Source organism: Borrelia coriaceae (assembly GCF_023035295.1).
Lineage (GTDB): Bacteria > Spirochaetota > Spirochaetia > Borreliales > Borreliaceae > Borrelia > Borrelia coriaceae.
On the sequence record NZ_CP075076.1, the window covers coordinates 735,580 to 754,792 of the forward strand.

A 19,213-nucleotide genomic window follows, 5' to 3' on the forward strand; every position below is an offset into this window, starting at 1 on the left:
AGGCTATAGCATAATCTATAGCTTTTATGATATTTGAGGGCTTTTATGGAAATTAGAAATATTGGAATTATGGCACATATTGATGCTGGAAAAACTACAACTACAGAGAGAATTATATATTATACTGGTAGAACTCATAAGATAGGAGATGTTGATTCTGGAAATACTATTACTGATTGGATGGTACAAGAACAAGATAGGGGTATTACAATTAGTTCCGCTGCTATTACTTGCTATTGGAAAAATCATCAAATAAATATTATTGATACTCCTGGACATGTAGATTTTACAGCTGAAGTTGAGAGGTCTCTTCGTGTTCTTGATGGAGGTATTGTGGTTTTTAGTGCTGTTGATGGAATTCAGGCGCAAACTGAGACGGTTTGGAGACAGGCATCAAAGTATGGTATTCCACGACTTGCTTATGTTAATAAAATGGACCGTGTAGGAGCCAATTTTTTTAAGGTCGTTGAGGATATAAAAAATAAATTTGGTATAGTTCCAATAATTTTACAAATTCCAATTGGAAGTGAAAATAGCTTTGAAGGCGTTATAGATATTATTCGCAATAAAGAGTTGCATTTTGAATTTAGGGATGGCAAGCCTATTGTGATTGAAGATGTGGTTCGTGATGAATTTGTTGAAAATGTTAAAATTTTTAGTGAAAATTTAATAGATTCTCTTAGTAATTTTAGTGAACAGCTTACTAAGCTTTTTCTTGAAAATTCTGTTATCGATGATTTTTTTATAATTTCAGAGATTAGGCGATGTACTATTGGTGGTTTTGTTATACCTGTTTTAATGGGCACTAGTCTTAAAAATATTGGTATAGAACCTTTAATAGATGCGATTGTGGATTATCTTCCAGATCCTTTTGAGAAAAAAATCAATGCTTATTCTTTAAAAACAGATAGAAGTGTTTCAATTGATCTTGCAAATGAACAAAAGTTATCCGCGCTTGTGTTTAAGGTTCAATATTGTAGTGCAATTGCAGCGCATCTTTATTTTATTAGAGTATATTCAGGAACACTTAATTCATCTAAAAAAGTTGTGAGTATTGCAAAGAATAAGCGTGAAAAATTCACAAGGATTTTTCGTATTTTTTCAAATAAAAATGAGCCAATTGATGAACTTAAAGCAGGTGATATTGGAGCAGTTATCGGACTTAAACATTCTATAACGGGAGATACTCTTGTTGAAGAGGGCAATGAGATTATGCTTGAGTCTTTAGTATTTCCAGAGCCAGTTGTCTTAATATCTATTGAGCCAGAGAGAGCATCTGATGATGCTAGACTTAAAGAAGTTCTTGAAATCATTGCTAAAGAGGATCCTACGTTTAGTTATAAGGAAAGTAAAGAGACGGGGCAATTATTGGTGTCTGGAATGGGCGAACTACATCTTGAAATTATTATTATGAGAATTAGAGATGATTTTAAGCTTAATGTTTATACAGGTAAGCCCCAAGTGAGCTATAGAGAAAGTTTGAGTTTGACAGTTAATGATGTATTTGAATTTGTTAATGTGTTTGCGGGTAAGGAACTTAGTTTAAAAATTGGTATGATTGTTAGTCCTTTAGTAAGAGGTGAGGGCAATAAGATTGAGTTTGAGTGCAATGTTGAGCCTTTGTTTAAATCTGCAATATTAAAGGGTATTACTTCTTCCTTTTCGAGTGGCATTATTGGGTATCCTATTATTGATACGGGAGTTAAGATTATTTCATTAGATTATGATAGAGCTAAGGTTAATGAGTCTATTATTGAATCAATAACAGGTTTTGCTTTTAATGAATTTTTTAAAAAGGCAAATCCTATTAAGCTCGAGCCAATAATGATGTTAGAAATTAGAACGCCTATTGAGTATACAGGGGAGGTTATTTCTACATTGAATTTTGTTGGTGGCATTGTTCATTCCATTAGTAATATTGAGGACTATGAAATAATAAGAGCTGAAGCGGCTTTTGAAAAACTTTTCGGATATACTTCTATTTTAAGAAGCGCTACTAAGGGGCGGGGGGTGGTTACTATGGAATTTTCATATTTTAAAGAAAAGTGTGAGTGATCATTTTTAAAATGTTTGTAAATTAATTTGTGCGTAATTCCATGCATTTAAGCTATATGATTTATATTTGTTTGACGTTTTATTTCTTCTTATTGTTTTAAAGTTTTGCTAATGATTTTCTTTAATTGTTAGCTATTGAAGTTTATATTTTAATGATTTGTTGGATGATTTCCGTAGTTAATAAATATAAGATTTTTTTTGTTATTAAAAAAGATTTTTTTTGTCTTATAAGTGCTACTAGAATATTAAGGTGATTTTTTGATATTATGTCTTAATATTAATATTTTTTTATTTTAAAAATAAAGGAGGTTATGTTATGCAGGGTGAGAACATGGTTTCAATTAGAGGTGGTAATAGAAAAAAGATACTCCTTAGCTTAAAGAATATGCAATATTCAAGGACAGATTTAGCTCGTAAATTATCATTGACAAATGCGGCTATGACTATTCTTACTAATCATATGATCAAGGAGAATATTTTAGTTGAAGTTGGTTCAAAGGAATCAGGCATTAAAAAGCATGGGCGAAAAGAAATACTTCTTGATATTAATAAAGATTTTGCATATTCAATGGGAGTAATTATTTCAAGTAATTATTTTCAAATAGGAATTGCAAACCTTAAATGTGAGGTTTTAATAAGTGAGACTTATTCTTTTGAACCACCAGTTAGTGCTTATGAGATTTTGGAAAAAATTAAAGATCATATGATTGAGATTATTTGGAAACATAATTTTTCAAGGGATAAATTTATTGGTTTAGGATTTAGTATTACTGGTGTTATTAAGGATAAGGAATCTGGTATTGTTAATGATAGTCATGGTGCGTGGGTTGAAAAAGATGTTCCTGTGAAGGCTATATTAGAGGAGTATTTTTCACTTACAGTGTATCTTGAGAGTTATGTTAAGAACTTGTCTCTTGCTGAATTCATGGGTAAAAATGTGGATAACATTATGTTTTTCGATTATACAGATACAGCAGAACTTTCTATTTGGGCTGGTGGTAATGTTTATGCTGGATTTAATAATAAATCTGGTATGGTTAGTCATATGGTAATTGATTATGGGGGAGAGAAAAATTGCCCTACATGTGGGAATAAAGGTTGTGTTAATATGTTGATATCTAATTTTGCACTTCAGCGTTTGATTTCAAAGGAATTTATGAATGGAGAGATTCCTGAACTTTATGACAAATATGAGAGTAGACTTAAAAAAGTTACTATATATGATATTTTTGCTCTTCATGATAAGTATGATTTTATACATAAAATAATGGAAGATACAGTAAAATATTTAGCGATAGTTATTATTAATATTCAAAGGGTTCTTGATTTTAATTATTTAGTCCTTTATGGGCAAAGTTTTAAACTTAAGAGTTTTTTTGATCTATTAAAAAAAGAAATAAAAAGATTGAATAAGGAGAGCATAATATTAAAGCTTAGTTCTCTAGATACTGAAGTATCTGTTGTTGGGCCTGCTTCTAGTGTTATATTTAATAAATTTTATTTGACTGGTGGAGATATTGATTAATATTTTCTTTTTTTGTATTGTATACTTTATAGGATTTTTGACAAATGAAGGTGATTTTTAGTGTTTGAGAATTTAGGTGCAGGTTTTAGAGATTTTGTAAAGTATATCTCTGGGAAATCTGTGATAAATGAGAAAAATATTGAAGCAGCTGTTGACACCATTAAAAATGCCTTAATTGAAGCTGATGTTAATTTAAGGGTAGTAAGACGTTTTGTAAACTCTGTTGTCGAAGAGGCAAAAGGGATTAAAGTTTTAAGGGGTATTGATCCTAAGTCTCAATTTATTAAGATTGTTAATGATAAACTTATAAATTTTTTAGGTGATAAGCATTCTGAGCTTATTTTAAACCCTATTAATAAATTGTCATGTATTTTAATGCTTGGACTTCAGGGTTCTGGAAAAACTACAACATGTGCAAAGCTTGCTATGCGACTTAAATCAGAAAATCGAAAAGTTCTTCTTGTTGCTGCGGATACTTTTAGAGCAGCAGCGATTGAGCAGATAAAGGTTTTGGGGCTGCAAATAGGTGTTTCTGTTTTTTCTCTTGAAGGTGAGAGTGATCCTATTAAAGTTGTGAAAAAGTCTATCGAATATGCTAAAGCAGATCTTTTTGATACTGTAATAGTAGATACTAGAGGACGCCTTGAGATTGAAGATTTGTTGCTAAGAGAAATAGTAAAGATTAAAGATATTATAACTCCTACAGAAACAATATTAGTTGCCGATGCAATGACGGGCCAAGTTGCTGTAAATATTGCTAAAGAATTTAATGATAGTGTTGGAATTACGGGTGTAATTTTTACAAAATTTGATTCTGATGCTAGGAGTGGTGCTGTACTATCACTTAAGACTATTTGCGGTGCGCCTATTAAATTTGTTGGCGTTGGAGAGAAGCCTGAGGATCTTGATGTTTTTTATCCAGATAGAGTTGCTTCACGAATTCTTGGTATGGGAGATGTTGTTAGTCTTGTTGAAAAAGCCCAAAGTGTTATAGATAAAGAAGAGGCTTTAAGATTTGAGGAAAAATTTAGAAAAGCTAACTTTAATTTTGAAGATTATTTAAATCAATTTAAGTATATGCGTAATATGGGTGGGATTTCTAGTTTGATGGGGATGCTTCCAGGCATATCATCAGAGATGTTAGGACGTGGTCTTAATGAGAAAGAGCTTAAAAGAGAGGAGGCAATCATTCTTTCTATGACTAAGAGAGAGAGGCTAAATCCTGTCATTTTAAATAGCCCTTCAAGGAAGAAAAGAGTGGCTTTGGGAAGTGGAACGACGATTTTTGAGGTAAATAAGCTTATTAAGAAATTTAGTCAGATGGTTTTAATGATGAAAAAAATGAAAAATAAGAGCTTTCAAAATAAGATAGCATCTCTTTTGGGAGGTAAAGGAGGAATTGTAGATTGAGTGTTAGAATAAGATTAAAAAGGATGGGCGCAAAAAAGAGGCCTTATTATCGAATCGTAGTAATGGATTCTGCTTCGTCTAGGGATGGACGAGCTATTGAAGAGCTTGGATATTACCATCCTGTTGAGAGGCAAAATCAAGTCAAAATCAATGGGGATAAGTTTAGAGATTGGATAAGCAAAGGAGCTATTCCAAGTGATACGGTTAAGAAAATTTTAAATAAAAATAATTTTAAAGTTGAGAGTTAGGAGGACTTAATGAAAGAGTACGGTAATGAAATTGAGCTTATAGAATTTGTAGTTAAATCTCTTGTAGATAAAAGAGATGAGGTTAAGTTGAATGTAGTTGAAGGTGAGAAATCTACTATTTTAGAATTAAGAGTTTCTGCAAATGATGTTGGAAAAATAATTGGAAGAAGAGGACGCATTGCAAGGGCTATTAGGACGCTTCTTAGTGCTTGTGCTGCAAAAACAAATAGGAGAGTTCAACTAGAAATCTTGGACTAATTTATGTTTGTAAAGGGCATAATATTGTCATCTTATGGAGTTAATGGATATGCTAAAGTTAAGAGCATATCCAATAGTTCTAGTGATTTTTTTGATTTAAAGGGTAATAAATTAGTTTTAAAAAAGGAATCTTGCTCTTCAATTGAAGTTAAAGTTGAAGATATATCTTTAGTAAATAATTCATTGTTATTGAAGTTTGAAGAATTCAATTCCCCTGAAACTATTAAGGATTTAATAGGCTTTGAGTTATGGGTAGATGATGAATTTGCATCTAAGTTGGAATCAGATGAGTATTATTTTGGAGAACTTATTGGTTATAAGCTTATTAATAATGGAATAGAGTTAGGAGTTGTTGTATCTTTTTTTGAAAGTGTGAAATCAATTCTTCTTGAAGTTAAAGTTGGAAGTAAGTTATTTTTTATCCCTTTTTTAGATATTTATCTTGGGTATATTGATAGGGAATTGAAAACCATTGAGCTTAAGGTATTAGATCTTTTAAAATGAAAATTACTATTCTCTCTTTATTTCCTACAATCATTACTCCCTTTTTTGAAAATTCAATAATGAAAAAAGTTATAGATAAAGGCATCATAAGTTATGAAGTTATATCTATTCGTGACTTTTCTGATGATAAACACAAAAGATGTGATGATATTCCTTATGGTGGGGGTGCAGGTATGGTTTTAAAAGCCCAGCCCATTTCTGCTGCTCTTGATTATGTAAATGCAAAGTCAAAAACCACGATATTTGTAAGTCCATCTGGTTTAAAATATACTCAAAAGTTGGCTTATGACTTGTCAAAAAAGAATGAACTTGTTATAATCTGTGGAAGATATGAAGGGATCGATCAACGTATAGTTGATTTATATGTTGATTTTGAGATTTCGGTTGGAGATTATGTATTGTCTTCAGGTGAAGTTGCTGCCCTTGTTATAATAGATAGCGTATATAGGTTGTTAGATGGAGTAATAAATCCATGTTCCTTGCGTGAGGAATCTTTTAGCTGTGAGTGTGGCTTGCTTGAGTATCCTCATTATACTAGACCTTATGAATTTAAGGGGATAGAGGTTCCTGATATACTTCTCTCAGGTCATCACGAGCAAATAAGAAAATGGCGATTTATGAGGTCTGTTGAAAAAACAAAGAAAAATAGATATGATTTGTACCTTAAATATTTAGATATGAAAGGAGAAAATGATGGATTTGATAAGAAAAATTGAGGCTAAAGGAAAGAGAGCAGAAAGTTTTAACTTTAGAGTGGGCGATACTATACGTGTTAGTTATAAGATAATTGAAGGCACTAATGAGAGAATTCAAAATTTTGAAGGTCTTGTTATATCTATTCAAAATAAAGGTATTGGACAAACTTTTTTAGTTAGAAAAATTTCTTCAGGTATTGGAGTTGAGAAAATTTTTCCAATGCATTCGCCTATTATCGAGAAGGTACAGGTTTTAAGGCGAGGAAAGGTAAGACGAGCTAAACTTTACTATATGAGAGATAGAATTGGTAAGGCTGCTATGAAGGTGAAAGAGCGTCTTGATATTAAGAAACTTAAATAATGTTCAAGTATCTAAAATTTCTTTAAATAAGACTTTTCCTTTAAATGGTCATTTGGAAGTTGTTAAATCTCTTGGTGTTAATAAATGGCTTGTATCCTTTGTGGGTGCTTATTTTGAAATAAAGAGTGGTTTACCTTTAAAAGTTGGGTTTAAATATTTTGCTAAGATTGTTCATACTTCGGGTAATTTTTTGATCTATGTTAATTATAGGTCTATATTTAGAGATTTAGATTTGTTTGAAACTAATGATAAGTTGATACTTAAACGGAGAGGCAATTCTTTAGAGCAAAACACTAAAAAATTATTTAAGAGTATTTGTGAGAATATAAAAGATGAGTTTATTTTAAAATTTCTTTTGGCGTTAAATGATCAAAATATAACAGAACATGATTTTTTGCAAATTTATGATTATTTTGGCAGTAGAATAAGGGTAAGAGAACAGGGTAGTAAACTACCAATTTTTATTGAAAACAAGGATGACTTTGTGATTTCCATTCCTTTCAGATTTATGGAAGGGACAGGTTTATTATTTTTATTTTCTTATAAAGATTTAAAAAGGGTTTATAAGTGGAGTTTTGTTTATTTTTTTACTAAACAAGAAAAAATTATTTGTGAGATTACTAGGTCGGGATCAAATCTTAAATTAAGAATATATGCAGATTTTAATTTAGATGGTATTGTTAGTGAGCTGAGAAGCTTTCTTGTTTGTTATAATATAACTGATATAAAGATATTAGATTCAATGCAAGATTTTAAAGATTTTGATTATGAAGTGATAGTGGTTAAGAGTGTTAATTATAAGATATGAGTGAAGAAAAATTAGCTTTATTGATTAAATATGATACTAAATTTCCAGCTCCTTTTATTTTAGCTAAGGCTAGAGGGGAGAAAGCTTTACTTATAAAGGAGCTTGCTAAGAGGGAGAATATTCCTGTTGTGGAAGATAAGTATTTATCCGAAAGCTTATTTTTGATTAATGAGGGTGATTTTATTGATTCTAAATATTTTAAAGTAGTTGCGCATATTTTATCTGCTGTGTATAAATTGAAGAGTAATAAGTTATGAATAGTAGGCAAATTGGAAGTTAGGACTTGTATTTTTCTTTGGAATATTTGTTTTAACCTGATTATAGGGTGATAAATAGTAATTATTATTCTTCACCAATAAAGGTTAATATAGCATTAAAATATATTATTATGTCTAAGGTTTTGAATCATTTGTAGTATCTTTTGATCTTGTATTTGATTTTAGGGAATTACTTATTTACCTGATATAATTGAGGGGGATGTTATTGAAGTCTGATCAAATTAAAACTCGTGGCAATGATTTGTGTAAGAGTAATAGAGTGCCTTATTGGAAAATGAAGAGGATAAAATCTGATTTTAAAAAACAAAATGCTCAAAATGCTACGGTTTTGAATTCAAATGGTAATAAATCTGTAAGTACTAATTTTAATGGTAAAAATAATTGTAAGGGTAATAAACAAAAAAGTTCTAGTAAAGACCGAAGATTGCGTATAGGAGGGTGTAAAGAAGTATGTCCTATTTGTGAGAAGCCTATTAGAGATATTATTTCTTGTATGTCTATGAAGTTTGATGGTGAAGATAAGCCTATACATTTTGATTGTGCTATTGATAAATTAAGGTCTGAGAATGAGCTTTTTAAGAATGAGAGTTTGGTATATAGAGGTGTTGGTAAATTTTTTATTGTTGATAAGTCTGTTAGAGGAGATAACTTGGCTTTTAAGATAGTTAGAGAGATTGAGTTTGAAAATTTAGAGAATTGTCCTAGTTGGCGAAAGAAAATTCTTCAAGATATGAATAAGGGATTTAAATTTTACTAATTATGAGAGTAGCATTATTTCCTGGTTCATTTGATCCTATTACGTGGGGGCATATTGATTTAGTTAAGAGAGCATCATCAATTTTTGATAAAGTTATTGTTCTTGTTGCTAATAATAGTTCTAAGAATTATTTGTTTAGTGATGTTGAGAGATATGAACTTGCTTGTGAGGTTATTGCATCTTTAGGGTGGTCAAGAGTTTTTGTAGATAGGTATGATGGAATTATTTTGGATTATGCTTTAAAGAATGATATTGGTTTTATTGTTAGAGGTGTTAGAGCTTTTCATGATTTTGAATTTGAATTTGAAAGGTATGTTGTTAATAACAAGCTTAGTCCTTCAATAGACATAGTATTTCTACCAAGTCGTGATAAATATCTATTTGTAAGGTCAGATCTTGTTAAAGAATTGATAAAGAATAAAAATTTTGATCTTTCAAATTTTATTCCGGAGTTAGTGCAAAAAAAGTTGAAATCTAAATTTATTGACAAATTATCTTAATAATATATATATTATTAAGATACGTTTGTTTATGTTTAAGGAGGCAAATAGATGGCTGTTCCAAAATTTAAGCCTTCAAAGTCTAGAAGTAGGACGAGGCGCAGTGTAAATATGAGGAAAAAAATCCCTCAACTTCAAGAGTGTTCAAATTGTGGTAATCTTACAGTAAGGCACAGAGTATGTGTAAAGTGTGGTTATTATAGAAATAATCAATATTTAGAATTAGGATTATAGTTTGAACGAGGAATATTTGTTTATGGATCAAAGTGAGATTTTTAAAAAAGTTAGGGCTATTATATCCGAGCAGCTTGATAAAAAGGAAGACGAAATTACCATGGAATCAAGGTTTGTTGAGGATCTTGGTGCAGATAGTCTTGATATTTATGAGCTTTTATACTTACTTGAAGAAGCATTTGATGATAAGATCCCAGAAAATGAGGCTAGTGAATTTGAAACTATAGGTGATGTTGTTGCTTTTATTGAGAAAAAAAAGGGTTAGAGCTCATGGGTTCTGCTGTAGTGAAGTTGGATGTAGCTCGAAGAAGGAAATTAGATGAGTTCTTAATGGGTTTGCATATTGATTTTAATGATATTGATTTGCTAAATATGTCTTTAAGTCATTCATCATATGCAAATGAATTTGATCAAAAATATGCTAATAATGAGAGATTAGAATTTTTAGGAGATTCTGTTCTTAATCTTATTATTACAGATTATTTGTATAGATTTTATCCTGAAAAGAGTGAAGGTGAACTTAGTAAGGCTAGATCTTATATTGTTAGTGAAGAATCTCTCTCTAGTATTGCTCGTGAACTTAACCTTGGTAATTATATTTTACTTGGTAGGGGTGAGGAAAATAATGATGGACGCAATAAGAAGGGTATTCTTGCAGATACTATTGAGGCTTTTGTTGGAGCATTATATCTTGATGGTGGGTTTTTAAAAGTCTTAGATTTTGTAATAGAGCTATTTGAAGTTCATATAAGGTTAATGTTTAATCGTGGCGATTTTAAAGACTATAAAAGTCTTTTGCAAGAATATGTACAAAAAAAATATAAAGTTTCCCCAAGTTATAAATTAGCTAAAGAGTTAGGGCCTGATCATAATAAAGTTTTTTGTGTTGAACTTTATGTTAATGATAAATTTATATCTAATGGGAAAGGAAAATCTAAAAAAGAAGCTGAAATGATAGCAGCTGAAATGGCGCTTAAGAATATTTCAAATATTGCTCTTTAATTTTTTTAATTAGAGTCTTTTTTTTGTTTAATTTGGGATTAGTTAGTACTTCTCTTAATAGATGTTTGAGTATTTCTCCGATATTTTTATTGTCTGTTAATTGAAGGTCTTTGATATCATTGCCATTTATTTTTAGGTCTTTTAAAGATAAGGGATCTTTTAGCAATTTTTTTCTTTTTATTTTATTAAGTATAAACCTAAGTTTATTATCTTTTCCTTTAAGAGCTTTATATATGTCAAGTATTTCTTTATAGTTTTCTTTAGTGGCTTTGTTTAATAGGATCCTGATATCATGTAATTTCTTAACTCTTAAATCTTTAATTTCATTAATAACTGTCTTATAGAATAATATTAATTTGATGTCTTTATTTGAAAATCTGAGCAATTTTAAATTTTCTCTTAAAGAAGGTATATCTTTTTTGATTGTAAAAATAACTATTGCTTTTAAATAAAATTTGTTTTTGTTTAAACTAGTGATTTTCTTTTTTAATTTTTTATTTATTTCTATATTGAAAAAATTTTTGAAAAAATGTATTTTTTGTAAATAATTGATTCCCTTTATTGGATTTTTTCCTTCTAGAAGTTTAATAAATTCATTATTTATTCTTTCTTTTGATAGAAATAGGATATTTGCTTTCTTATATTGCATAGAGATTAGTGTATTTTGATCAATTGTGAAATCAAGTGTGGATGCGAACCTTGCGGCTCTAAGTATTCTAAGAGCGTCTTCTTCGAATCTTTTGTTTGGTTCTCCTATACATTTTATTATTTTTTTATTAAGGTCTTGTTTGCCATTATAGCAATCTATTATTTTACAGTTCAGTATATCCATTGCAATTGAGTTTATTGTAAAATCTCTTCTTTTAAGATCTTCATTTAAGTTGTTTGTGAATTTTATTGTTTTAGGAGCTCTTTTATTTTCGTAGTCTATGTCTATTCTATAAGTTGTAACTTCAAAAATTTTTTTATTAAAAATAATGCTTATTGTTCCATGTTTTATTCCTGTTTGTATATTATTTGGAAATAGTCGCATTATTTCTTCTGGAGTTGCATTTGTTGTGAAGTCAAAATCATCAGGTATTTTTTTAAGAAGCAAGTCTCTTAAAGCACCTCCAACTAGGAAAAATTCATAATTATTATTATTAAAGATTTTACTAATTTTCATTATCTCTTTGGTATTAGTGCCTAAATTCATATAGAAATATATTATAGTTGAAATACTATTTTTTCTAAGGTTAAAATATAATTTTAGTTTATTCTTAAAATATCATAAAATAATATTTGTTTAACATATTTTTAAACATTTATATATAAATGGGGTTTTATGAACAAGAGTAGTGTTAGTATATATGATTCTATTGAGAAGCTTTCAAAGGATGCAAGGGCTAAATTAATAAGAGAGATTAAAAAAAATCTAAGTCTAAATTCTTCAGTATTGTCTGTAAATAATTCTAATTACTTAGATTCGGATTCGGATATTCAGATTGATGATTTTTTGTCTAAAAAATTTATGGAGGAGTCTTTTTGGATAAAGATATGGGTATATATCTTAAGCTTTTTTCAAAGAGATAAGACCAAGGAGGATATTTATAAGTTGCATCTTCTAAAAAAATTAGAAGATCGTGTTAATAATATATATAAAAACCCTGTCGTGGACTTTAAAAAAGGGTATCTGCGCGTAGGTTTTGTAGAAATGTTTTTTGAACTTTATTGTTATTTTGTTAAGCTTAAAAGATATTTTAAGATGTTAGATACAGGGAATATTGTTGAACAAGCAATGTTTGAAATTATTCAGAGTAAGATTCCCAATGCTAAGTGTGAGATGGAAGATTTTTTAGAGTTTGGAGAGTATGAACGATTTTTAAAAAAAGAGAAAAGTCAAAATGGGATAGAAGATGCTATTAAAATAAAAATTAGTGATTATATTGGGTCAATTCCTTTACAAACTTATGCAGTTGTAGAGGAAATGTTTGAATTTTTTTATGTTCTAGATGGGATTGCATTTTTTCCTTACAAGTCTTTTTTTTCTTTCTTTAATATTGAGCTTTTAGATGATGTGGACAATTTCGATGTTGCCGATCTGGATAGGACAGCGAGTGCTAGTTTTGAGAGCGTTAATAAATATTTTAAGTGCTTCTTTGAGCTTTTGCATACCTTAAGAAAGGTTGAAATAAATGAAGAAGTTTTAAAAATTATTGTTAAAAATTATTTTTTAATAATAAGATCAAATGAAGATGGCCTTTTAAGTGAAGAAAGTCTTTTAGGGGTTGATGCTATGTTTAAAGACATTTTGGGTATTATGATAAAAATCATTGGTTTATCAAAGACTTTGCCTTATTTGGATGTTTTTAAAATTTATTATGAAAATCCAGTTTTAGAGCCAAAGAAGCATATTCCTTGTTTTGATATAAAAAGTTTTCATGAAAATGTTTTATTTCTAAATGTTACTGCTCAGATTGTCAAGAATCATGAGAAATCTTTAAAAGGACTTATGAATAGAGAACTTAAAGACTTAATTGAAAATTATGATGTTATTATGAATTTAGATAATGTCCTTTTCAAAGGAATGGAACTTGAATATTCAAATTTAAAGAAACTTTACTTTTTAAATGAATTCTTTAAAGATATTTATGATGTGAAAATTGCAGAAATATTAAAAACTGTAAACAATGTAGTACTTGTAAATAGTACTGATTTGAGAAGTTTGTATATTAAGCTTGAGAAAAATATTGGTATACTTAGAAAAAAAGTTTACGATTTATATTTTGAGCTTAATTATAAAAATGAGGAATATGAGAAATATAGCAAAGATTATAGTAGTGATGATTCTTATAGAGATAAAATTTTAGAATGGTGTTTGAAAGAGGCCGATGCTGTTAAAGAGTTAGTTTTTGATTTTATGAATTATTTTGTTGATCTTAAGGAAAAGTACATTGCTCTTTTAGAGAATAATAATGCTTTTATACAAAGTGCTCTTAATATTTCCCATAAATTGTCTACGGAGACTAATTCAAAGCTCAGTTTAAGTTGTGTTATTGATAATGTGTTGTTTATAATTAAACAAGCTCTTTTTATACTTGAGAATTTGTAAGCTATTATGAAAAATTTTAATGTAAATGATTTGAAATTATTGTCAGTTTTTATTAGAGTTTTAGTAATAATTTTATTTCTTAATTCTGTATTTAGTTTGTTTATGTTTTTAGCAGGTGCTTATAATGTTTTTATGTATTCTTTTCAAAGATTTTCACTTGAGTTTACAATTGTATTGAGTGCTGTTTCATTTGGACTTGAGGCTACTAGGTTAATATTTTTTTATTTGTTTAGAAAAAAGAAGGTTAAGCATTATATCATTTTGTTTTTTAGTTTTATTGTTTGTTTTTGTGCTTTTTTTATCAAAATTTTTCTTTTTTTGGAAATATAATTTATTTTGATCTTACTCTTGACTAATATATTTTATTTTTATAAACTAACCCTTAGCTTTATTATGCCGACTTAGCTCAGCTGGCTAGAGCAGCGGTCTTGTAAACCGCAGGTCGTCGGTTCGAATCCGACAGTCGGCTTTAAGGGGCGGTACCGAAGTGGTTAACCGGGGCAGACTGTAAATCTGTTGGCGTTGCCTACGTGGGTTCGAATCCCACCCTCCCCAGTTTGAAGTTAGGATTTAGCTAGATATCTTTTGTGAGGTTTGGTTTTTTGGAGTATGGTCTTGGTGTTGAGCTTGTTAGAATTTTGAGTATTTTTCATATCCTTTATAATAGGATTTTAATTAATCTTTGTATTTATGTTTTTCAGGGGCAATGTGTTTTGTTGTTTCTTGTTTGATTGAGAACATAAAAGTGTGATTTTCTTTTTTTTAAAAGAGATTTTAAGTTTTTATGGCAATAAAAAGAATTCTCATTTCCCTTTTTATATTATTTATTATTTCATTTCTTTTAGTATTTTTTTTATATTTTTTAAATTCTTCTCCTTTTAAATCTGATTTGATATATGAGTTTGAAGTTCAAAAGGGGTGGGGAGTAAAAAAAATTGCTGGGGAACTTAAGAAAAGGGGATTAATTAGGTCTGACAAATTGTTAATTGCCATTGCCTATTTTTTTGGTAGTGATAAAAATTTTAAAGAAGGCAAATATTTAATCAATGGTGGTTGTTCTACTTTTGATGTGTATAGAGAATTTTTGAAAGGTAGGCCTATACTTTCTATTAATATTACCATACCCGAGGGATATACTGGCAGAAGAATAGCTTTAAAGCTTAATGAATTAGGCATTATTAGTGATGTACAGAGTTTTCTTGATTTAATAAGTGATGTCAGATTTATTAGTGAACTTGGACTTAGTTATGATTCTCTTGAAGGGTTTTTATTTCCAGATACTTATAAATTTTATAAGGGTATGGATATTAAGGAAATAATTCGAATTTTTGTTAATAATTTTTTTAGTAAACTTGATTCTATTGGCATAGAACATAAATCTTATTCTAGTGAAGAACTTTACAATAAAGTGATTGTTGCTTCTATTGTTGAGCGTGAATATCGAGTTAAGAGTGAAGCACCAATAATGGCATCCGTTTTTTACAATAGGATAAAGTCTAATATGGCATTACAGTCTTGTGCTACAATTGAGTATATTATTACCGAAGAACTAAGGAAAACTCATCCTACAAGAATTTATTTTTCTGATTTAGAGATTAATTCTGCATATAATACTTATATTAATAAAGGTTATCCTCCCGGTCCAATTTCTAACGCTGGGATTGTATCTCTAAAGGCAGCCTTTTTCCCAGATAACACAAATTATTTATTTTTTGTCGTAGAGGATCCTAAGATTGGAACTCATAAATTCTCTTCAGTTTATAATGACCATCTCTTGGCTGTAAAGAGTTATATTCGTAATTTTATTACCAAGGATTAAATAAGTATGGAGTATGCTAAGGTTATAGATTTGATTAAACAAAGGGTGGATATTGTAGATTTAATAGGCGAGCGTGTTATATTAGTTAAATCAGGATCGTCTTATAAGGGACTTTGTCCTTTTCATGCAGAAAAAACACCTTCTTTTTCTATAACCCCTGCTCAGGGACTTTTTTATTGTTTTGGATGTAAGAAGGGAGGAGATGTCATCAAATTTTTGATGGATATTGAAAAGCTTGATTATAATGCTGCTGTTAAGTCTTTGTGTAGTAGGATAGGTATTATATATGATGGGTTGAAGAAAACCATTGGTTCTAAGAAGGAGATTCATGCTAAAACAATAGTTTCAAAGATATATAATTTGAACTTTAAATTGATTAAGACTTTTTCATTTTTTTTAAATCATAGTCCAGAGGTTTTGGATTATATTTTGCAAGGTAGGGGTATATCTAAAGGGGTTATCGATTTATTTAATATTGGATATTTGCACTGCGATGTCCCAGGTAAGTTTAATTTTTATGATTTTTTAGTTTCTAAAGGATATTCTGATGAAATTTTGAATAAAAGTGGTTTGTTTTCAAAAAAAAAACAGAGATTTTCAATTTTATCTGGAAGATTAATTTTCCCAATCAGAGATTTTAAAGGCAATGTGGTAGGATTTGGAGGTAGAGGTTTAGCTGATAATAAGGGGCCTAAGTATATTAATTTAAGTGCGACAGAGGTTTTTAAAAAGAGAGAGTTGCTTTATGGATTTTATGAAGGTTTTTCTGTAATTAAGGAGAGTAAATCTGTAATTTTAACAGAAGGATATATAGATGTGCTCTCTTTTTTTACAGCTGGTGTAAAGATTGCAGTTTCTACACTTGGTACTTCTTTTTCAAGGGAACATTTTGCTTTAATTAAGAGATATGCGGATAAAATAGTGATATGTTTTGATGATGATGATGCTGGACTTTTGGCTACTTTTAATGCTTATCGTATTTGTTTGCCGTTTGAAATTGATGTAAGTGTTATTAAGATGAAGCACGGAGTTGATCCTGCAGATGTTTTGAAGAATAAAGGTGTTTGTGTCTTAAAAGATATGATTAATGATAGTTGTGAGGCTTTTGAATATCTTTTGGAGAAATATTCAGGTAAATATGATTTTAGTAAAACAACAGATTTAAATAGTATGATTAGAATGTTTATAACTTTGATAAGTTTGTCAAGCACTAATACACAAAGAGATCTTCTTTTAGCAAAACTTGAGAGTAGGGTAGGTATTAGGTTAGAAACCTTAAGAGAAGATTATTATAATATGAGAGAAAGGAGTGCAGTTGAAAGTTATAAGAGAAACGCATATTCTTATGAGATCAATACCTATGAGAGATATTTATTAGTTGCCTTATTGAAAGACTTTAATTATTTTACTATAATAAGGCGTAATATTAATGATAGTGACTTGTATGACATTGATGTAAAAAAAATTTTTATGTGTTTTGAGTACCTATTTGAAAATAATGAAGATTTTTCATTGCTTAATTTAAAAGAATCATTAAAAAATAGTAAATATAGTGTTAGTGAAGTTTTTTTTGAAAATATGCTACGAGTAGAGTTTGAAGTGGATTATGAGATGGTTAAGCAAATTTTGTTTGCAATAAAAAAGAGAAAGGTAGAAAATAGAATCCTAGAATTTAAAGAGATGAGTAGAAATGATGTTTTAATAAATGCTAAGGACCAAATAAGAGAATTGATGTTTTTAAATATGCAAAGAGAAAATTTGAGGATATATTTTAATGAATAGTGTAGAAAATAAAGATTTACAGGCTTTTAAGAAAAAGAATTCAAAAATAATAAAGGACATTTTAAGTCATTTGGGAGACAAAAAGGCAATTACTTTTGAGGATTTGTCCATCTTTTTATCAGGTGATATGTTGGAATCTGAAAATATTGATTATATTTATGGAGTTCTTGAACATGAGGGGATAAGTTTGATTAATGAAAAAATGGAGACTGATATATGTGATATTGATGAATTTGATGAAGCAAGTAAACTTGATAGTCAGTGTATGATGATAGATGATTCTGTTCACAGTGATGATGATGTTGATGATAAATTAGATGAATTTGATGATGAGATTTTAGATAAGGAAGATTTTAGTTCAGGGTATATTAAGAGTGGTTTATTAAAAGATAGTAATTCTGAAGATCCGATAAGACTTTATTTAAAGGAAATAGGAAAAGAATTTTTGTTAACTGGAAATCAAGAAGTTGAGCTTGCAAAGCAAATGGATTCTGGTGAGAGCATAATTGAGAATATTCTTAAAAATGAAGGACTGGTTATAGAAAATTATTATAATTTGGTTGATGCTATTTATTCAAGGGTAGACAAAGAAGAATTTTTTAAGAAAGATAAGGAAAGGGAAAAAGATAATAGTTTTGATTATTATAACAAAAAAAAAAGGATCACTTCTTTTTATAAAGCTTCATTAAAACCATTTCAGGATCGTTTGATAAAGTATATTGAAAATAAACGTAGATTGTATGAACTTGGAGAAGATATTTTCGAGGAGAGTATTAATAATGAGAGGCTTTGTATAAAAGAAATGCTTAAGTCTGTTCCTTTATATCAAGAAGAGTTACGAATTTTTGCAGATGATTACATTGATTCTGCTAGCAAAATAAGAGATTTAAAAAGGCAGCAAAAGTCTATATTGGACAGATTAAAGATAGATAAAGTACGTAATCTTAGAATTTTGGGGAGAGATTTAGCTATTCCTGAGAGACGGGAGAGAATAGAGAAAGCTTTAAATATGCGAGAAGATCTTATTAAAGAACAAATTACAGAAGCTCAACTTGCTCAAAAGGAGCTTGAGAGGATTGAGATGTATTATGAATATCCAATGGATAAGATAATAAGTATGTCCGAAGAAATCCTTAAGGGTAAGCAGATGATGCAACATGCAAAAGATCAGTTAATTAAGGCTAACTTGAGACTTGTGGTAAGTATTGCTAAAAAGTATGCTAATAGAGGATTGCATTTTTTTGATCTTGTTCAAGAGGGTAATATTGGTTTAATTAAGGCGGTTGAAAAATTTGAGTATAAGCGAGGCTTTAAGTTTTCTACTTATGCTACATGGTGGATTCGTCAAGCAATAACGAGGTCAATTTCAGATCAGGCTCGTACCATTCGTGTGCCTGTTCACATGATTGAACAGATAAATAGATTGAATAGAGAGACAAGATATTTGGTTCAAGTATTAGGTAAAGATCCAACAGATGAAGAATTATCAGCTAGACTTGGGTGGGATCTTAAAAAGGTAAAAACTGTAAAAAATGTTTCAAGAGAACCCGTTTCGCTTGAAACTCCGATTGGGGAAGAAGAAGATTCTGTGCTTAGTGATTTTATTGAAGATAAGGCTATAAAAAATCCGGCAAAACATACATCTTTTGTGGTCTTACAAGATCAAATAAGATCAGTTCTTGGGACTCTTCCAGAAAGAGAACAGGAAGTTGTGAAGATGAGATTTGGTCTTGAAGATGGATATTCTTTAACTCTTGAAGAAGTTGGATTGCATTTTAACGTTACAAGAGAAAGAATTAGGCAGATTGAGTCTAAGGCTTTAAGGCGACTTAAAAATCCTAAAAAAACTCAAAAACTTAAAGATTATTTAGAAGATTTAAATTGAA

General features: G+C 29.5%; 21 protein-coding genes and 2 tRNA genes. 22 read left to right on the plus strand and 1 reads right to left on the minus strand.

Going from position 1 to position 19,213, the window contains the following annotated elements; all coding sequences use genetic code 11:
- Window positions 1-45 precede the first annotated feature (45 nt).
- The 15 genes from fusA to rnc all read left to right on the plus strand — a co-directional run bounded on the left by fusA (window position 46) and on the right by rnc (window position 10,635).
- Window positions 46-2,055 carry an elongation factor G gene (fusA, locus tag bcCo53_RS03480; RefSeq protein WP_025408275.1) on the plus strand — a complete coding sequence of 670 codons (2,010 nt, stop codon included), beginning with the start codon at window positions 46-48 and terminating at the stop codon, window positions 2,053-2,055.
- A 316-nt stretch (window positions 2,056-2,371) separates the two neighbouring features.
- A complete protein-coding gene (badR, locus tag bcCo53_RS03485; protein ID WP_246938344.1) occupies window positions 2,372-3,580 on the plus strand; it encodes a host adaptation transcriptional regulator BadR in 1,209 nt (402 codons plus the stop codon).
- Between the two features lie 60 nt (window positions 3,581-3,640).
- Window positions 3,641-4,990 carry a signal recognition particle protein gene (gene ffh / locus bcCo53_RS03490; RefSeq protein WP_025408277.1) on the plus strand — a complete coding sequence of 450 codons (1,350 nt, stop codon included), beginning with the start codon at window positions 3,641-3,643 and terminating at the stop codon, window positions 4,988-4,990.
- Complete coding sequence (gene rpsP / locus bcCo53_RS03495) at window positions 4,987-5,238, plus strand: 30S ribosomal protein S16 (RefSeq protein ID WP_025408278.1); 252 nt, start codon at window positions 4,987-4,989, stop codon at window positions 5,236-5,238. Before ffh ends, rpsP begins: the two co-directional genes overlap by 4 nt.
- A gap of 9 nt (window positions 5,239-5,247) precedes the next feature.
- Window positions 5,248-5,496 (plus strand): KH domain-containing protein, encoded by a 249-nt coding sequence (locus tag bcCo53_RS03500; RefSeq protein WP_011772630.1) that lies wholly within the window; start codon window positions 5,248-5,250, stop codon window positions 5,494-5,496.
- A gap of 3 nt (window positions 5,497-5,499) precedes the next feature.
- On the plus strand, window positions 5,500-6,000 hold the full coding sequence (rimM, locus tag bcCo53_RS03505; RefSeq protein WP_025408279.1) for a ribosome maturation factor RimM: 501 nt from the start codon (window positions 5,500-5,502) through the stop codon (window positions 5,998-6,000).
- Window positions 5,997-6,716, plus strand: coding sequence for a tRNA (guanosine(37)-N1)-methyltransferase TrmD (gene trmD / locus bcCo53_RS03510; protein WP_025408280.1), 720 nt, complete (start codon window positions 5,997-5,999; stop codon window positions 6,714-6,716). The genes rimM and trmD overlap by 4 nt, the downstream gene beginning before the upstream one ends.
- A complete protein-coding gene (gene rplS, locus bcCo53_RS03515) occupies window positions 6,694-7,056 on the plus strand; it encodes a 50S ribosomal protein L19 (protein WP_025408281.1) in 363 nt (120 codons plus the stop codon). Before trmD ends, rplS begins: the two co-directional genes overlap by 23 nt.
- Complete coding sequence (locus tag bcCo53_RS03520; RefSeq protein ID WP_025408282.1) at window positions 7,034-7,864, plus strand: hypothetical protein; 831 nt, start codon at window positions 7,034-7,036, stop codon at window positions 7,862-7,864. The genes rplS and bcCo53_RS03520 overlap by 23 nt, the downstream gene beginning before the upstream one ends.
- Complete coding sequence (locus bcCo53_RS03525) at window positions 7,861-8,121, plus strand: EscU/YscU/HrcU family type III secretion system export apparatus switch protein (RefSeq protein WP_025408283.1); 261 nt, start codon at window positions 7,861-7,863, stop codon at window positions 8,119-8,121. Before bcCo53_RS03520 ends, bcCo53_RS03525 begins: the two co-directional genes overlap by 4 nt.
- Before the next feature lie 226 nt (window positions 8,122-8,347).
- The gene (locus bcCo53_RS03530; RefSeq protein ID WP_025408284.1) at window positions 8,348-8,899 is read left to right on the plus strand and encodes a hypothetical protein; all 552 of its coding nucleotides are present in this window, start codon (window positions 8,348-8,350) and stop codon (window positions 8,897-8,899) included.
- Window positions 8,900-8,901: 2 nt separating this feature from the next.
- Window positions 8,902-9,399: a pantetheine-phosphate adenylyltransferase gene (coaD, locus tag bcCo53_RS03535; protein WP_028328112.1), complete on the plus strand. Its 498-nt coding sequence runs from the start codon at window positions 8,902-8,904 to the stop codon at window positions 9,397-9,399.
- A 51-nt stretch (window positions 9,400-9,450) separates the two neighbouring features.
- Window positions 9,451-9,633: a 50S ribosomal protein L32 gene (rpmF, locus tag bcCo53_RS03540; protein WP_025408285.1), complete on the plus strand. Its 183-nt coding sequence runs from the start codon at window positions 9,451-9,453 to the stop codon at window positions 9,631-9,633.
- Window positions 9,634-9,655: 22 nt separating this feature from the next.
- Complete coding sequence (gene acpP / locus bcCo53_RS03545; RefSeq protein WP_025408286.1) at window positions 9,656-9,898, plus strand: acyl carrier protein; 243 nt, start codon at window positions 9,656-9,658, stop codon at window positions 9,896-9,898.
- Between the two features lie 5 nt (window positions 9,899-9,903).
- The gene (gene rnc, locus bcCo53_RS03550; RefSeq protein WP_025408287.1) at window positions 9,904-10,635 is read left to right on the plus strand and encodes a ribonuclease III; all 732 of its coding nucleotides are present in this window, start codon (window positions 9,904-9,906) and stop codon (window positions 10,633-10,635) included.
- Here rnc and bcCo53_RS03555 read toward each other — a convergent pair.
- The gene (locus bcCo53_RS03555; protein WP_025408288.1) at window positions 10,607-11,830 is read right to left on the minus strand and encodes a CCA tRNA nucleotidyltransferase; all 1,224 of its coding nucleotides are present in this window, start codon (window positions 11,828-11,830) and stop codon (window positions 10,607-10,609) included. The genes rnc and bcCo53_RS03555 overlap by 29 nt on opposite strands.
- Window positions 11,831-11,959: 129 nt before the next feature.
- Between bcCo53_RS03555 and bcCo53_RS03560 the strand changes: the two genes are divergently transcribed.
- From bcCo53_RS03560 to rpoD, 7 genes are all read left to right on the plus strand, one after another.
- Complete coding sequence (locus bcCo53_RS03560; protein ID WP_025408289.1) at window positions 11,960-13,726, plus strand: hypothetical protein; 1,767 nt, start codon at window positions 11,960-11,962, stop codon at window positions 13,724-13,726.
- A 6-nt stretch (window positions 13,727-13,732) separates the two neighbouring features.
- Window positions 13,733-14,056 carry a hypothetical protein gene (locus bcCo53_RS03565; RefSeq protein WP_028328113.1) on the plus strand — a complete coding sequence of 108 codons (324 nt, stop codon included), beginning with the start codon at window positions 13,733-13,735 and terminating at the stop codon, window positions 14,054-14,056.
- 65 nt (window positions 14,057-14,121) lie between these two features.
- Window positions 14,122-14,195 (plus strand) — tRNA-Thr (locus bcCo53_RS03570).
- A 4-nt stretch (window positions 14,196-14,199) separates the two neighbouring features.
- Window positions 14,200-14,281, plus strand: a tRNA-Tyr gene (locus tag bcCo53_RS03575).
- A gap of 229 nt (window positions 14,282-14,510) precedes the next feature.
- Window positions 14,511-15,545 (plus strand): endolytic transglycosylase MltG, encoded by a 1,035-nt coding sequence (gene mltG / locus bcCo53_RS03580; protein WP_025408290.1) that lies wholly within the window; start codon window positions 14,511-14,513, stop codon window positions 15,543-15,545.
- A gap of 6 nt (window positions 15,546-15,551) precedes the next feature.
- Window positions 15,552-17,327, plus strand: coding sequence for a DNA primase (gene dnaG / locus bcCo53_RS03585; RefSeq protein ID WP_028328114.1), 1,776 nt, complete (start codon window positions 15,552-15,554; stop codon window positions 17,325-17,327).
- Window positions 17,320-19,212 (plus strand): RNA polymerase sigma factor RpoD, encoded by a 1,893-nt coding sequence (gene rpoD / locus bcCo53_RS03590; RefSeq protein WP_038364671.1) that lies wholly within the window; start codon window positions 17,320-17,322, stop codon window positions 19,210-19,212. Before dnaG ends, rpoD begins: the two co-directional genes overlap by 8 nt.
- The last annotated feature ends 1 nt before the right edge of the window (window position 19,213 follow it).